Genomic DNA, 13,982 nt, shown 5'->3' on the forward strand with positions numbered 1-13,982 from the left:
CGCCATGAAAACCCCACCCATGATTGGTATCAGCGGCTGTTTAACCGGCTCCACCGTCCGTTTTGACGGCGGGCATAAACGCATGGGCTTCGTGATGGACGAGCTGGCGCGGTGGGTCACGTTCAAACCCGTCTGCCCGGAGATGGGCATCGGCCTGCCCGTGCCGCGCCCGGCGCTGCGTCTGGTGCAGACCACCGCCGGGGATATCCGTATGCGCTTTAGCCACGCCCCGCACGACGATGTGACAGAGAAAATGGCCGAATTCGCCGAGGCATATCTCGCCCGCCAGGAGGGATTAGCCGGGTTTATCGTCTGCGCGAAATCGCCAAGCTGCGGCATGGAGCGCGTGCGGCTGTATGACGAAAATGGTCAGCGCGGGCGTAAAGAAGGGGTTGGGCTTTTTACCGCTGCGCTGCTGGCGAAATACCCGTGGTTGCCGGTGGAGGAAGATGGTCGCCTGCACGATCCTCTGCTGCGGGAAAACTTTGTCGAGCGCGTTTTCGCCCTGCATGAACTCAATACTTTGCGGGCCAACGGCCTGACGCGCCACGGCCTGCTGGAATTTCACAGCCGCTACAAACTGCAATTGCTGGCGCACCATCAGGCGGGCTACCGGCAGATTGGCCCGTTCGTCGCCTCCCTGCATGAGTGGGAAGATCTGGATGCCTTCTTCAGGGTGTATCGCGAAAAGCTGATGGCCATCCTGAAAAAAAATGCTTCCCGGGAGAACCATACCAATGTGCTGATGCATATTCAGGGCTATTTCCGCGAACATTTGAACAGCCGTCAGCGGGGCGAACTGCGCGATGTGATCCTCAATTATCGCAACGGGCGGCTGCCGATCCTCGCCCCGATCACGCTGTTAAAGCACTATCTCGCCGAATACCCGGATGGCTACCTGGCGAAACAGCGCTACTTTACCCCCTACCCCGACGATCTGGCGCTGCGTCTGACCGTTCACTGAATTAATGACAAGAAAGCCCGAATGACCCTTACGGGCTCCTGAACCACCCCCCTTTAGACGACATCGTAGTGTCGTCTTTTTTTTTCCGGCATTGCCAGCGGCTTATGCGATCCTGAAGAGAGGGGGCAACTCACCGCGCGGAACAGACGATGGTGGCATGATCCCACCACGGATTCTCGTTCACTAGGCTTGCATGCACGACAAACTGCGCGTTTTGTACTTCCTCGAGCAAATCAGCCAAGGGTTTAAGCGTGCGCCAGGCTTGCCCCTGCCTGAGCAGACACTGCTGGTCGCTATCGTAAGCCGCAATATCCCCGGCGTAGCGCGGCAGCCCGCACATTGAGCTGATAACAAAGTACCCTGTCGGTTTGAGCAACCGCCTGACTTCGGCCAGGCAGCGCTGCCGGGCATCGCCAATGAGACAGTGCAGACAACTGCCATCCACAATCAGATCAAACATGGCATCGTCACATTGTGGGAGATGGCAGACATCGCCCGTGAAAAAGTGCGCGGGCAGGCCCGCCTGCGTAAAGCGCGCTTTCGCCCATTCGATGGCGGTTGGCGCGAAATCCACGCCCCAGACGGTATCGCCTCGCAGGGCAAAATAGTGCGCCGCCATGGCACCATTGCCACAGCCAAGTTCCAGGATGGTCGCACCGGGTTGCGGAAGATAATGTTGCTGGCTGAGCCAGGCAAAAACCTGCTGTTGTTGCGCTTTCGCGCGTTGGTAACCGTCGCCAGCCCAGGCTTCGGCACCGCTGGCTTGCAGTTCCTGATACTGTTTTTCGTAAATATCCATTGAGCACCTCACGTCCGGGCAAACCTGTCGTCACGCATTTTGATGGTGGTTAAACGTTGTGCCGCTATAGTGCGCGCATCAAAGGGTGAATGCTATTGCGCGTTTTGTTAAACGCACTTGCTGCTGCCCCCCGCGCAATTATCTATACTCCCTTTCACCTGCCCTCATTCCGTAAGGTTTCCTGTGTTAGCCAAAATTCTTGTCGCCATTGTTGCCGTCATTCATCTCTACATTCTGGTGCTGGAAATGTTCCTCTGGGACACAAAAACAGGCCGCAAAGCCTTTAACCTGAGCGCGGAGTTTGCTCGCGAAACCCGCGTTCTGGCCGCAAACCAGGGGCTGTACAATGGCTTTCTTGCCGCAGGGTTATTGTGGGGGTTGTGGCTCGCTGAGCGCGGCGTGGCGGTACTCTTTTTCTTTCTTATCTGCGTGCTGATTGCCGGGGTTTTCGGCGCGGTCACCGCCAGCCGTAAAATCCTTTATGTGCAGGCGCTGCCGGCTCTGCTGGCGCTGATTGCGTTGCTGGTGCAGCAGATGTCGTGACAGTGAGTACTGTTTTTCCTGCCGGGCTAAATGGCCGCAACGGGAAGCCGCGATGTGCAGACGCGTCGCTTAGCGCGGCGCTTTTTGTTGTTCCGCAAAGTAGTGCGCGGGCGTGCTGCCCATCGCTTTTCTGAACATGGTGATAAAGGCGTTCACCGATTCATACCCCAGTTTTGCCGCCACATTTTGCACCGAGACACCACTCGCCAGCTCCCGCAAGGCAATCACCAGATGGAGCTGTTGCCGCCAGCGCCCGAAGCTCAGCCCGGTTTCGCGCAGCATCAAACGCGCCAGCGAGCGTTCGCTGAGCGCCAGCCGCTTTGCCCATGCTTTAAAGGTGCTGCGATCGTCGGGATGGTTTACCAGCGCCTGTGCCATCGCGCGGATTTTGGCGTTCGCTGAAACGGGCAAACTGACGTTTTGCTGCGGCATGGTGGCTAACTCGTCGAGCGTGACTCTGGTCAGCCTGGCAACATGGCTGTCTGCGGGGTATTCGACGCTCTCGCCTGTCAGTCTGTCCACCAGTTCTTTGACCAACTGGGAGATCGCCAGCGTGCAACACCGGTTCGGTAGCGCTGCCGCGCCAGGCTCGATAAACAGATAATTGAGATGCGCGTTCCAGGTGGCGCTGACGCTATGTGCGACGCCGCCGGGGATCCAGACCGCGCAGTGCGGCGGCACAATCCAGATCTCATTTTCCGCCCGGCAAGTCACCGCGCCATACAGCGCAATAATTAACTGCCCTTTACGGTGGGTATGCACCGGCACTTCGGCTTCGTAATCAACAAAATCGAGACGACGCGCCACCGCCGGGCAGTCGGTGGTGTCGGGATCAAACAGGGTCGTGGCATAACGGGTTGGCATACGATTGGCAACATTCAGGTATTTTTTGACAGAATAGAGTATTTAATGGCGTGCGCAAGCCGGTAATACTTCCCGCCATGAACAAAATTGATTTCTCACCCCGCCGTTTGTTGCGCGATTTATCTGCCCTGCGTCGTCGTATGGGCGCGATGTTGGGTTCCGTCACAGTGGCGGGCGATGCCAACGCATTACTCTATTCCGCCAAGAGCTTTGCTGCGGCGATGCTCGCTTATTACATCGCCTTATCGATTGGCCTTGAAAAACCCTCATGGGCGATCATTACCGTTTATATTGTGTCGCAAACCTCGGTTGGCGCGTCGCTGAGCAGAAGCGTCTACCGCTTAGCCGGTACAATAGTGGGTGCCGGGGCGACGGTGTTGATTGTGCCCACTTTCGTGAATACACCGATTTTTTGTAGCGTGGTACTCACCGGCTGGATCACCTTTTGTCTCTATTTATCGCTGCTTGAGCGCACACCCCGTGCGTACGCTTTTGTGCTGGCCGGTTACACGGCGAGTCTGATCGGTTTTCCGGCGGTTTTTCACCCCGGCGAGATTTTTGATACCGCCATTGTTCGTGTGCAGGAGATTGGGATTGGCATCTTCTGCGCGGCGCTGATTCACCGCTATGTGCTGCCAAAACGGATCTCTGGCCTGTTCAACTGCAAAATCGCGCAAACGCTGCATTCCGCACGCCAGATGCTGGCAGACGCGCTGGCGGGAAGTGCCAATGAGGCGGCTGCTAATCTGCGACTGGCGCTGGCGTTACAATTTCTGCAAGGCCTGAGCCACCATATCCCTTACGACTTCGCCTTCTCGGCACCGGTGCGCCATGCGCGAAAAGCACTGCATGACAAGCTGGCGCGTTTGTTGATCGTCAGCGGTGAAATACACGATCGCCTGTTGATGGTCACTGCCCTGCCCGCCGATATTCAGACGCTGCTGGAAGAGGTGCAAAGCTGGCTCGTCGGGGAAGATAGCGCAAAACGGAAAATCACCGGACAAGCGCTGGCAGAACGCTGCGCGATATTAACCAAACGGCTTGCCCGGCTTGCCGCCGCAGAGGCGCTGACCTTTGAAACGGCGCTGCAGATGAACCTTGTCCGTCACCTCCATGAAGCCATTATCCTGTTGCTGCACTGCGAGCGGCTCGCGAACGCACTCGCGCAGGCAAAACCGGCGCAACAACCAGCAGAAGATAAACCGGCGAAAGGCTATGTCTTTCACCGCGACAGCCTGTCTGCAGCGCGCACGGCGCTGGGGGCGTTTGTCATCATCCTCTGTGGTTGCCTGATCTGGATTTATTCCGCCTGGCCCGATGGCGCGACGGCGGTCTCCATTCTCGGGGTCTGCTGCACGCTGTTCGGCAGTTTCGATACCCCGGTGCCGCATATTGTGAAATACATGATAGGTTCCGCCTGGGGGGTGATGGTGAGCCTGCTCTACAGCTTTGCCCTGCTTCCCCAGGTGACAGATTTCGCGGTGCTGGTGGCAGTGCTGGCGCCGGTCTATCTGTGGGCCGGATCGTTACAGGCGCGACCGGCTACCACCTTTATGGCGATGGGGATCACGCTGACGCTGCCCATCTTATGTGAGCTGGGAGCGCACTACAGCGGTGATTTCGCCACCGCCGTCAATACCGCCATCGCGCTTTTTGCCGCCACCGGCTTCGCGGTTCTGGGTATGGGGTTGCTGCAAACCGTGCAGGCCGATGCCGCCATCCAGCGCCTGCTGCGCATTTGCCAACGCGATATCAGGCGCAGTGTGAAAGGCGTCATGATGCTTGATGAAGTGCACTGGACCAATCTGATGATGGACAGAGCGGCGTTGTTACTGCCGCGCCTGCAACGCAGCGAACAGGCAGCCGGAGATGTGCTGCAGGCGATGTTGCAGGCTTTGCGTATCGGCCTTGCGGTAGTGCATTTACGTCGCTTGCAAACGCAAGTTAGCCGTAAAACCGCCGTTGAGATAAGCCTGCTTCTTGAACGGCTTATCCACCATACCGACTCGCCTGCGCCAGGCCCGCACCTTCACACCCTGATTGACCGCCACGCGCAATCGCCGCATGCGCTTTCACAAAAACTCACCGACAGCCTGCTGGATCTGCACTGTGCCTTGCGTGAACACAATAAGGAGCCGAACGATGGTTAATGATCTCAATCTCGCTGGCGTATACGTGCCCGGGCTGCTGGTGATCGCGCTGGCGGCGTTACTGCTCACGCTGTTATGGGTGCCGCTTTTCACCTTCATCAGACCCCTTCGGCGCCTGCCCTGGCGTCCGCTGATGAGTTTTGCCACTTACATTGTTACTTTTTTCCTGCTTATGCAGGGACTGAACGCGCTGGGGTTAGTCGCATGAAATCCTTTTTTTCTCTGTTAAGCCGTTATGCACTGACGTTAAGCGCCGTGCTGGTGGCAACCCTCCTTGCTTACCTGATGTGGAAACATTACGCGCAGCGTCCCTGGACCCGTGATGGTCGGGTGCGTGCTGATGTGGTGCAGATAGCGCCGGATGTTTCCGGGCCGGTGGCAAATGTTGCCGTTCGCGATAACCAGTGGGTTAATCGTGGCGATGTGCTCTATTCGTTCGATCCGCACTGGCTGAAGCTGGCGGTAGCCAGCGCGCAGGCGGATGTCGAGGCGAAACGCCATGAGATGTTAATGCGCCAGGATGCGGCGACAAGGCGTTCGCAAATTAAAGGCGTGATCTCCGGCGAAGACTTACAACAAACAGGCAGTGCGGCCAGCATCGCAGTGGCGAATTATCACGGCGCGCTGGCGGCGCTGGAACTGGCACAACTAAATTTATCGCATGCCACGGTGCGCGCGCCGGTAGCGGGCTATGTCACGCATCTCAGGCTGCGTCCGGGCGACTACGCCACCGCCGGGGAAACCAAAGTGGCCATCATTGATGCGAACAGCTTCTGGGTTGTGGGCTATTTTGAGGAGACAAAACTGCGGCATATTCATGTCGGAAATCGCGCACACATCGCGCTGATGGGGTTTGAACCCGTCATCACCGGTCACGTTGAGAGCATCGGGCACGGCATCGGCGACAGCAATGACGAAACGGGTGGTCTTGGCCTGCCGGACGTCAACCCCACCTTTAGCTGGGTGCGACTTGCGCAGCGCGTACCGGTCCGCATTCATATCGATAAGTTGCCCGCAGGCGTGGAGTTAGTGGCGGGGTTATCCGCCACGGTGTCAGTGGAGACTACCGGGCGGAAAACTTCCCCATCGTTACTCGCCCGCATAACCGGTGAATAACCAAAGCGTTAAATGTTGTCTTGATTTTGTCCGCTGGCAGCCTGTTCAGCGCCAGCGGACGATACGGCAACGCCTTATTTAAACAGTTTCTGCACAAACTCAGCATAGGCGGGACGCCAGACATCCATTTCATGCCCCAGACCGGGATACGCTTTATAGCTAAACGTGATGCCCTTTTGCTCCAGTTCTTTTTTAAGCCCGGCAATATCCTTCCCGGTGACGGTATCTTTTTCGCCCACCACCAACGTGAAGTTATGCAACTGCTTATTCACTTCCTGCGGCTTATTGAGCTGCGCCGTCACACCCGCATCCGGGACGGTGGCGGTGGTGACACCACTGAATGTCGCCAGCCAGCCAAAGCTGTCCAGATGGTTCATCCCGGAAACCAGTGCCTGAAAGCCCCCTTGTGAGAGCCCGGCCAGCGCACGTCCGCCAGCATCCTTGCGCACATTAAAGCGGGCATCGACCAGCGGAATAATGTCATGCATCAGTTCGCGATCTGCCGCTTTGGCATTAAGCGGATAGAAGGTTTTGCGCCGCTCTTTCGGCGGGAAATTTTCCGGGATCGCCTGCACGATATCCGTTTCGGTATCCGGCACCACCACCAGCATGGGTTTGATTTTCCCTTCGGCCAGCAGGTTGTCCATTATTTGCGGCAACCGCCCCTGATCAATGGCGGAAAGGCCGGTATCGCCAAAGCCATGGTAGAAATAGAGCACCGGCAGAGGTTCGCCTTTACCGTTGTAACCCGGCGGCGTCCAGATATACATGCGACGCTCTGAACGCAGTTCTTTCGCGTGGTAGGTCACCGTCAACAGATCGCCATGGGGCACAGCGCGATCGTCCAGAATACTGCCCGGCACCAGAATCAGGCTGGTATTGACCTGGCGCTGCGGTTTCTGAAACCGGCTTCCTGTATCCACCGAACGAAAACCATCGACATCAAAGTAATATTCGTAAAGGTTCGGTGCCAGTGCGGCGCTTTTCCACGACCATATGCCGTGCTCATCTTTTTGCATGTCGTGTGAAACAACGCTCTCCGGGGTTGAACCGGTCACCACCGATACCCGCTTTGCGCCCGGCGCGAAAAGGCGAAAGGTAATACTTTTATCGGCGTTAACCTGGGTTACATACTGACTTACCGGCACAGATAAATCCGGCGTCGCCGGTAATGGCGCGGCCACGGCAGGAAGCGTCGCGCCCGCAACAAGCGCGCTGACGGTAAGCGCCAGCCATGTAATGTGTGTTTTCATATTCCACTCCCTCATTGTTTTTCTCGTTAAGGCAGAACGTGTTAGCGCATTCCCACCACGCTTCAACCTGAACGCCAGCCCGCCCGATCAATGTTACCCGCGAAGGCCGGCAGCAAAAGTTTGCGTAGTGAGCGGATTTTTAAAAACCTGTTTCTGTGCGTTTTGCGATATATGTTGCGTAAATCAGCGACTTTTAACCAATTTTGAACAGGGTTAAGAAAGAGAGGACGTTCTGTGAACATCACGCTGAGTTTCTGCATGGCGAGCTTTTCGACCTGTTGCAGCGGTGCGGGTTTTGAAGGTGAAACAGGTGAAACGCGCCCGTCGCGTTTCACCTCGGGAGTATTAGGAAATGCGGATCGACCGTCAATCCACGGTTTAGAGAACCTCAACCACCGCGAACTCTTCCGCGACAAGCTCCATCTGTTCAGAGAAAAATCCCGCGCGGGTAAAAAAGGCTTTGTGCTCTTCGCGCCAGTATTCAAGACTTAAATCGCCCTCGCCCTCTTTTCTGGCAAACTCTTCCGTCACATCGCAAAAGCGTACCAGGCGCAGCGCTAGCATTCTGATGACGCAAACCGGGGAATATTGCCCGTCGAGAATAATATGATAACTGCCGATTTTGGCTGCCGATTCTTCAGCGAGGTAGGAAGCAAGCGAGCAGCAGGAGGCCGTTTTTCTGCCACTCACCACTAAGCGTGCAAGCGCGTTTGCCATCTCCGGCTGGTCGCCGAATGACCATGCCTGTGCGCCGGGATAGGCGTTTTTTAGTTCATCAATTTTCGTCATGCTGGACCTTTTATCGGCGTATTATCGGCGTAACTTCGCGGCAACCCGCGTTCAGGGCGGGCATTGTGCCGCCGTATTTCCCATCCATTAACGTAACCATCTACGTTTTGATCACTGCTCTTTTTTGCGCACAAGAGAGGTGACAATGGCCGTCAATCCACCGATAAGCGGCATCGGTCCTGCGCCGGCGAGGAAGTTTTCGCGATCGATTTGGTTATCACGGCGAATATCCGCAAAGCGGGCAAGCGCGTTTTTTTCACTGCTCGCGCTGATCTCTTCAAACTGTTTTTCGAAACCCTGCGCCACCAGTTGTGAAGCGGCATCCCCTTGCGAACTTTTCAGCACAACGATTTGCTTACCTTTTTGATAAAAACTGTAATCCGTCATTTCTCACTCCCTCATAGAAAAGGTGGCCCGACGGGTAATATATCTGGCTTAAGTGAATTCTGAACCTGTTTTCTGCGCAATTTGTTAAGCCGGTAAGAAAGACCCTTTTATCTTCAAGCCCTGTACCTTCCTGCAAAGATAATTCGCGTTTCTCTTTCCTTACTCCCGCCCCCTATTTCGCGGTCACACGCCGGTATCTGTGTTGAGATTTAACTTAAAGAAGATATTGCCCGTTCCCTTCTGCCAAGCAGAACTTAGCCAACTCGTTTAAGGATGTTTTACCAATAGCCACTCCATCGTCACTCCATATTAGCGGCAATATAAATCAATAAATCCTCTGCAGAATGTTTACTGTCCGCAGGAGGAAAAATGAACAGATTTAACTATTTCATGAAATACACCGAGTATCTGGGTCGAAAACTTTTAACCGCTATGGTTCAGGATCACCAGTTTCATAGCAAGAGATTAAAAAGACTCACGGGCAGAACCCCCGATCTGGTTAATCCGGTGACGCTGAGCGAAAAAATATGCTACCGAATGATGCATGACCATAACCCACTCTATACGCGGCTGGCAGATAAACTGGCGGTGCGCGATTACGTTGCGACGCGTACGCAGAAAGTACAATTACCCACCTTGCTTTGCGTCTATGACAACGTGCAAAGCATCGATTTCAGCCAGTTACCGGACAAGTTTGTGCTGAAGTGTAATCACGACAGTGGTAGCGCAGTAATATGCACCGATAAGGACAAACTCAATATTGCGCGCGCGCTGCAGAAGCTGGATTTTGCCCTGCGCAAAAATATGTATTACACCACCCGGGAATGGCAGTATAAAAACATCAAACCGGTTATATTGTGCGAAAAATACATTGATTTATTTTCCGAAAGAGACAAAAGCCGCACGCCAGAAATGCTAAGAATACACTGTTTTCACGGCATCGCGGGTTTTATCGAAGCAGACTTTACCGATGATGCCGGTCACGGTTTTATTAATGTCTACAATCGCTGCTGGCAGTTGCAGCCCTTTCAGATGGAATATCCCAATACCCCCGGGGCGATACCTGAACCGGAATTATTGCATAAGGCAATAACCGCTGCGCAGGAGCTGTCAACCGGGATCGATTATTGCCGAATTGATCTTATGCTGCAGCGTGATGTTATTTATTTCAGTGAAATCACCCTCAGCCCCCGGCGCGGCAAGTTACAAATCTCACCGCCAGAGTGGGATACCCGGCTGGGTGAGATGTGGAATATGGCCGCGAGACAAACCAACCCGCAATTGCAGACACAGAAAGCGTAATCACGGTTGTTTCCGTAGGGGCCATGAGAGGCGAAAAATAGAATGGCCCTGATCGGTTAACGTGTAGGTAACGTCGCCCTGATGGGCAAGCATGATGGCTTTCAGCACTGATAGTCCCAGCCCACAGCCTCCCGGATTGGTATCCCTTGCGCTGGCGCCGCGCTGAAAGGGGTGAAACATAAATTTATGAAACGCCTCCGGGATCCCCGGCCCCCCATCCTCAATAAGAATAAAGTTCTCGTGTTCATTCGCGCCGTGGCGGATCACCATGCTTTTAGAGGTGGCATATTTTATCGCGTTATCGAAAAGGACAGTCAGACACTGAATGATTCGCAGCGGATCGCACTGGCATTGCTGGGGGTGTAATTCGGTCGCGACGGTAAAATGGCTGCGTTTAAATTCCAGCGCAAAGGAATCCACCGCGCTCTGAATGATCTCCTGCAAATCCACTTCCGCGAGCGTTAACGTAAATTCGGCCCCGCCGGATGAACTCACCACCCGCAGATCTTCTATCAGGCTGGATAAACCCTCGGTTTGTTTAAGCAGATTGTTAAACAAGGTTGGATTTGGCTCGAATACGCCATCCACCAGCCCCTGTAAACGGCCCCGCAGAATGGTAACCGGCGTGCGCAGTTCATGGGCGATGGCGGCATTCCAGGATCTGCGCTGCGCATCCATTGTTTGTAGTTTTTCTGCCATCTCATTGAAGTCATTAACCAGATGATTAAGCTCACCCAGATGGGAACTGGCGCAAAACGCCCGCGCGCCCAGATCGCCCTGGGCTATCCTGCGCAGGCTGGTCGCAACGGAGCTTAACGGGGTCAATATTCTTGCCGACAGTTTTACCGTAAAAAAAAGCGAGATGGATAAACTTATCGCGGAAGCAATCAGGATCCATAACCAGTCCAGATAGGTCATCTGATCCTCATTCCCGGCCATTGCCCCGCCGGGAATGTAATAAATGATAAAGGTATAAAACAGGTAGGAGCCGATAACCGAGACAGCCATAACCGTCAGCGTCAGCGAAATCATAAACGCCAGAACCTGGCGGCTTAACGGATGGCCTTTGTTCATTTGTTTTCACCTAACCGGTAACCCATGCCGCGAATACTTTCCGGAACCCCTTTTAATCCGCAGTTTTCCAGCTTTTTGCGCAACTTGCTCATATGGCTGTCCACCGTGCGATCCAGGGTATCACCTTCCGGCAGGCAGGCATTGAGCAACTCTTCGCGCGAGCAGACTTTGCGCGGGTTACGCGCCAGATAGGCCAGCAGTTTGAATTCGGTCGTTGTCAGTAAGGGAGAGATAACCTCGCCGCAACCATTGATCTCCACATAAAAATCTTGCGGATACACCGTTAAAAAGGGGGTGCGGATAGGCTTATTGTGGAGTTGTTCGTGGCTGGCCTTTGCCCTGCGCAGCACAGCTTCGATACGTGCGACCACTTCAGTGGGATTGAAAGGTTTAACGACGTAATCATCCGCGCCAAGCCGCAGCCCCATCAGTTTGTCGATATCCTGATCCAGTGCCGTAACCATGATGACCGGAATATTGCTCTCTTTTCGCAGTGTGGAAAGGACAGTCCAGCCATCAAACACCGGCAACTGGATATCCAGTAATACCAAATCAGGCTTTTTCAGCCGACAGGTATCTATTGCCTGCTCGCCGTCCGCCGCGCGCAGGGTGCGCATCCCCGAACGCTGAATATAACTGGTCAGAATATCCGCTATTTCATCATCATCTTCAGCAACAAGAATAAGATAGTTGTCGTTCATGATTTCTCCACCCACCACTGATATTGCAGGCATTCTGTGACCTGGCTTGCGCGAAAGCATACACCGATGTTTTCGCTGCGGTTAATGCACTGAGACAAATGCCGTTTTTCTAAGCTGTTTCTGAAGCCAGGCAATAACGCGCAGGTCATCAGCGAACATGAGACCCGGTTGTGCGACGAAAGTTGCATCCAGGTAAACTCACTGACGTCTCATTTTTTTCTCAATGTCTGACGGCAACATCCGCAAGTGAATATTTACCAGGCAGACGTACACACTCGCTCCACATTCGGGTAATCAATTTTCCACAGTCCTGGATAACAATAGAAACTAAGGCATAGAAAATAACGTGTTACTGGAAAACGATGACATAAATAAACACGGTAAAAACATCTTATTTCATTACCGGTAACGCTATCTTTCGGAGTAGAAATATCAATGAAGTACTTACGGAAGCTCACCGCTGAAAAAATCAGTTCATTGATGATATTTTCGCTATGGTTATGGGGAATGTTCTATATATGGCTTATTTTGATGCACAACGTTGAGGAAAAAGTAGGTGCGACGCTGCTTTCATCGCCGTTTATCTATTCGGCGTTAAGCGTTTCACTTTTATTGTTTTTGCTACAGGAAAAAGCGGGCGTACTGAAAGAGCTGGCGCTTGTCACCTTCGTTTTGGTCATCATATTTCTTCACCTTATTCTCATCTTTAATATTCTGTTACTGAGGTTTCCTGATATTTATGATTTTAGTTTTTATTATGAGTGTTTTTTGATTATTTTCCTCGGCGTTACGCCGATGTACCTTTTATTGCGGATCCTCTGAATCTTGTTGAATGCGAAGCAACGATTTTTGGCGATAAGCGTGGTGACAGGTAGCGAGAAAATTCTGGCATCTTTATATCGCAGATAAACTAGCTGCCTCCATATAGCCTCCATAAAGCAGCCATTCTGCGTAAACATCAAAACGATACACTGCATCAATGCACTGTAATTCTGGCGCATATGTTAATCGGCTCGCAATGAAAGCGCAGGGGTGATTAAGCATAAAGGTAAGCCAGGATTGTTCATCCATACCGGGTAGATACTTTTTTATAATGACGTCGATAAATAAACACCCACCGTCCTCCACTGAAAATGTGAAAAGGACATTAAAACATCTGGCCGTAAAAAACGGGAAAAAGCTCTCGGTGACTTTTTTGCTGGTGATTGCGGAAAACGTGACCTATTTGTTGTATCCCGTGCTGGCGGGCATCGCTATCAACGCGATTCTGGCGGGAAATGCCCTTACAGCCGCGCTGTATGGGCTGATGATCCTCTTTATCTGGATCCTCGGTGCAACCCGTCGCAGCATCGATACGCGCACATTTGCACGCATTTATGCCGGTCTTGCCGTATCGGTTATTATTGCGCAGCGTAAATATCAGCTTAATCACTCAACCATCGCCGCGCGGGTGGTGTTAGCCCGTGAATTTGTTGATTTCTTTGAGATGCATCTGCCGATGCTGATGACCTCGATTATTTCCCTTTTTGGCGCGGCCATTATGCTGCTCATCATTGAGTTTCACGCCGGGGTGATGTGTGTGGTTATTGTCATTATTCTGTCGTGCTTTCTTAAAGGCTATACCCGTAAAAATGAGTTGCTGTTTAACCGGCTGAATAACCGACTGGAGAAGGAGGTGGACTATGTGCATAAAGCCACCACGCTCTCGCTTAACCGCCATTATTCCTCCCTTGCCCGCTTGCGAATCAGACTTTCCGATCGTGAAGCGCTGGGATACCTGGCGATCGGCGTGTTGATCGCCCTGCTCTTTACCCTGACCATTATATTAATGACCTCAACCCAGGGGGTGAACGCCGGGCATATTTATTCGGTAATGACGTATATGTGGATGTTTGCCACCAGCCTTGATGATGCCCCGCAACTGCTGGAGAAGTTTTCACAACTTAAAGACATTGGTCAACGCGTCAAGACGGATGATGTCGATACCGGGACATTATCACCGCAGCAGAAACCTTGAATTTACTCATCTCGCCTTAATTG

The 13,982-nt window shown here is 53.2% G+C and carries 15 protein-coding genes; 8 read left to right on the forward strand and 7 right to left on the reverse strand.

What is annotated here, in order from left to right:
* The first annotated feature begins 4 nt into the window (after positions 1 to 4).
* Positions 5 to 964, forward strand: a complete 960-nt coding sequence (locus tag O3S68_RS07045; protein ID WP_016495773.1) for a YbgA family protein — start codon at positions 5 to 7, stop codon at positions 962 to 964.
* Positions 965 to 1,094: 130 nt separating this feature from the next.
* Here the strand turns inward: O3S68_RS07045 and O3S68_RS07050 are convergent, their stop codons facing one another.
* Entirely contained in the window at positions 1,095 to 1,763 is a 669-nt protein-coding gene (locus O3S68_RS07050; RefSeq protein WP_269231123.1) for a class I SAM-dependent methyltransferase, read from the reverse strand.
* 183 nt (positions 1,764 to 1,946) lie between these two features.
* Here O3S68_RS07050 and O3S68_RS07055 point away from each other — a divergent pair, with 183 nt between their 5' ends.
* Positions 1,947 to 2,306, forward strand: a complete 360-nt coding sequence (locus tag O3S68_RS07055) for a DUF1304 domain-containing protein (protein WP_045509570.1) — start codon at positions 1,947 to 1,949, stop codon at positions 2,304 to 2,306.
* Between the two features lie 69 nt (positions 2,307 to 2,375).
* On the opposite strand, the gene O3S68_RS07060 is transcribed toward O3S68_RS07055, so the two are convergent.
* Complete coding sequence (locus O3S68_RS07060) at positions 2,376 to 3,170, reverse strand: AraC family transcriptional regulator (protein ID WP_269231124.1); 795 nt, start codon at positions 3,168 to 3,170, stop codon at positions 2,376 to 2,378.
* Positions 3,171 to 3,247: 77 nt separating this feature from the next.
* Between O3S68_RS07060 and O3S68_RS07065 the strand changes: the two genes are divergently transcribed.
* Genes O3S68_RS07065 through O3S68_RS07075 form a run of 3 tightly spaced genes read left to right on the forward strand, consistent with a single transcriptional unit; the run spans position 3,248 to position 6,436 of the window.
* Positions 3,248 to 5,320 carry an FUSC family protein gene (locus O3S68_RS07065; RefSeq protein WP_442913102.1) on the forward strand — a complete coding sequence of 691 codons (2,073 nt, stop codon included), beginning with the start codon at positions 3,248 to 3,250 and terminating at the stop codon, positions 5,318 to 5,320.
* Positions 5,313 to 5,528 (forward strand): DUF1656 domain-containing protein, encoded by a 216-nt coding sequence (locus tag O3S68_RS07070; RefSeq protein ID WP_269231125.1) that lies wholly within the window; start codon positions 5,313 to 5,315, stop codon positions 5,526 to 5,528. The genes O3S68_RS07065 and O3S68_RS07070 overlap by 8 nt, the downstream gene beginning before the upstream one ends.
* Entirely contained in the window at positions 5,525 to 6,436 is a 912-nt protein-coding gene (locus O3S68_RS07075) for an efflux RND transporter periplasmic adaptor subunit (RefSeq protein ID WP_269231126.1), read from the forward strand. The genes O3S68_RS07070 and O3S68_RS07075 overlap by 4 nt, the downstream gene beginning before the upstream one ends.
* A 74-nt stretch (positions 6,437 to 6,510) precedes the next feature.
* Here the strand turns inward: O3S68_RS07075 and O3S68_RS07080 are convergent, their stop codons facing one another.
* From O3S68_RS07080 to O3S68_RS07090, 3 genes are all read right to left on the reverse strand, one after another.
* A complete protein-coding gene (locus O3S68_RS07080; protein ID WP_269231127.1) occupies positions 6,511 to 7,689 on the reverse strand; it encodes an alpha/beta hydrolase-fold protein in 1,179 nt (392 codons plus the stop codon).
* 378 nt (positions 7,690 to 8,067) lie between these two features.
* Positions 8,068 to 8,478, reverse strand: a complete 411-nt coding sequence (locus tag O3S68_RS07085; protein ID WP_269231128.1) for an ASCH domain-containing protein — start codon at positions 8,476 to 8,478, stop codon at positions 8,068 to 8,070.
* Positions 8,479 to 8,589: 111 nt separating this feature from the next.
* Positions 8,590 to 8,865 (reverse strand): hypothetical protein, encoded by a 276-nt coding sequence (locus O3S68_RS07090; RefSeq protein WP_016495764.1) that lies wholly within the window; start codon positions 8,863 to 8,865, stop codon positions 8,590 to 8,592.
* 369 nt (positions 8,866 to 9,234) lie between these two features.
* On the opposite strand from O3S68_RS07090, the gene O3S68_RS07095 reads away from it, so the two are divergent.
* The gene (locus O3S68_RS07095; protein ID WP_269231129.1) at positions 9,235 to 10,167 is read left to right on the forward strand and encodes an ATP-grasp fold amidoligase family protein; all 933 of its coding nucleotides are present in this window, start codon (positions 9,235 to 9,237) and stop codon (positions 10,165 to 10,167) included.
* Here O3S68_RS07095 and O3S68_RS07100 read toward each other — a convergent pair whose 3' ends face one another.
* Both O3S68_RS07100 and O3S68_RS07105 read right to left on the reverse strand, forming a co-directional pair.
* Complete coding sequence (locus tag O3S68_RS07100) at positions 10,168 to 11,241, reverse strand: ATP-binding protein (RefSeq protein WP_269231130.1); 1,074 nt, start codon at positions 11,239 to 11,241, stop codon at positions 10,168 to 10,170.
* Positions 11,238 to 11,942: a response regulator gene (locus O3S68_RS07105; RefSeq protein WP_016495761.1), complete on the reverse strand. Its 705-nt coding sequence runs from the start codon at positions 11,940 to 11,942 to the stop codon at positions 11,238 to 11,240. Before O3S68_RS07105 ends, O3S68_RS07100 begins: the two co-directional genes overlap by 4 nt.
* 435 nt (positions 11,943 to 12,377) lie before the next feature.
* Here O3S68_RS07105 and crrC point away from each other — a divergent pair, with 435 nt between their 5' ends.
* Positions 12,378 to 12,764, forward strand: coding sequence for a colistin resistant protein CrrC (crrC, locus tag O3S68_RS24275; protein WP_045509591.1), 387 nt, complete (start codon positions 12,378 to 12,380; stop codon positions 12,762 to 12,764).
* 271 nt (positions 12,765 to 13,035) lie between these two features.
* A complete protein-coding gene (locus tag O3S68_RS07110) occupies positions 13,036 to 13,959 on the forward strand; it encodes an ABC transporter six-transmembrane domain-containing protein (protein WP_016495758.1) in 924 nt (307 codons plus the stop codon).
* Positions 13,960 to 13,982 lie beyond the last annotated feature (23 nt).

The organism is Kosakonia sp. SOY2 (assembly GCF_027109175.1).
Classification (GTDB): domain Bacteria; phylum Pseudomonadota; class Gammaproteobacteria; order Enterobacterales; family Enterobacteriaceae; genus Kosakonia.

Excerpts from the sequence above, each read along its gene's own strand:
- O3S68_RS07045 (WP_016495773.1), top strand. The coding sequence starts at position 5 with ATGAAAACCCCACCCATGATTGGTATCAGCGGCTGTTTAACCGGCTCC.
- O3S68_RS07050 (WP_269231123.1), bottom strand. The coding sequence starts at position 1,763 with ATGGATATTTACGAAAAACAGTATCAGGAACTGCAAGCCAGCGGTGCC.
- O3S68_RS07060 (WP_269231124.1), bottom strand. The coding sequence starts at position 3,170 with ATGCCAACCCGTTATGCCACGACCCTGTTTGATCCCGACACCACCGAC.
- O3S68_RS07065 (WP_442913102.1), top strand. The coding sequence starts at position 3,248 with ATGAACAAAATTGATTTCTCACCCCGCCGTTTGTTGCGCGATTTATCT.
- O3S68_RS07070 (WP_269231125.1), top strand. The coding sequence starts at position 5,313 with ATGGTTAATGATCTCAATCTCGCTGGCGTATACGTGCCCGGGCTGCTG.
- O3S68_RS07075 (WP_269231126.1), top strand. The coding sequence starts at position 5,525 with ATGAAATCCTTTTTTTCTCTGTTAAGCCGTTATGCACTGACGTTAAGC.
- O3S68_RS07080 (WP_269231127.1), bottom strand. The coding sequence starts at position 7,689 with ATGAAAACACACATTACATGGCTGGCGCTTACCGTCAGCGCGCTTGTT.
- O3S68_RS07085 (WP_269231128.1), bottom strand. The coding sequence starts at position 8,478 with ATGACGAAAATTGATGAACTAAAAAACGCCTATCCCGGCGCACAGGCA.
- O3S68_RS07090 (WP_016495764.1), bottom strand. The coding sequence starts at position 8,865 with ATGACGGATTACAGTTTTTATCAAAAAGGTAAGCAAATCGTTGTGCTG.
- O3S68_RS07095 (WP_269231129.1), top strand. The coding sequence starts at position 9,235 with ATGAACAGATTTAACTATTTCATGAAATACACCGAGTATCTGGGTCGA.
- O3S68_RS07100 (WP_269231130.1), bottom strand. The coding sequence starts at position 11,241 with ATGAACAAAGGCCATCCGTTAAGCCGCCAGGTTCTGGCGTTTATGATT.
- O3S68_RS07105 (WP_016495761.1), bottom strand. The coding sequence starts at position 11,942 with ATGAACGACAACTATCTTATTCTTGTTGCTGAAGATGATGATGAAATA.
- crrC (WP_045509591.1), top strand. The coding sequence starts at position 12,378 with ATGAAGTACTTACGGAAGCTCACCGCTGAAAAAATCAGTTCATTGATG.
- O3S68_RS07110 (WP_016495758.1), top strand. The coding sequence starts at position 13,036 with ATGACGTCGATAAATAAACACCCACCGTCCTCCACTGAAAATGTGAAA.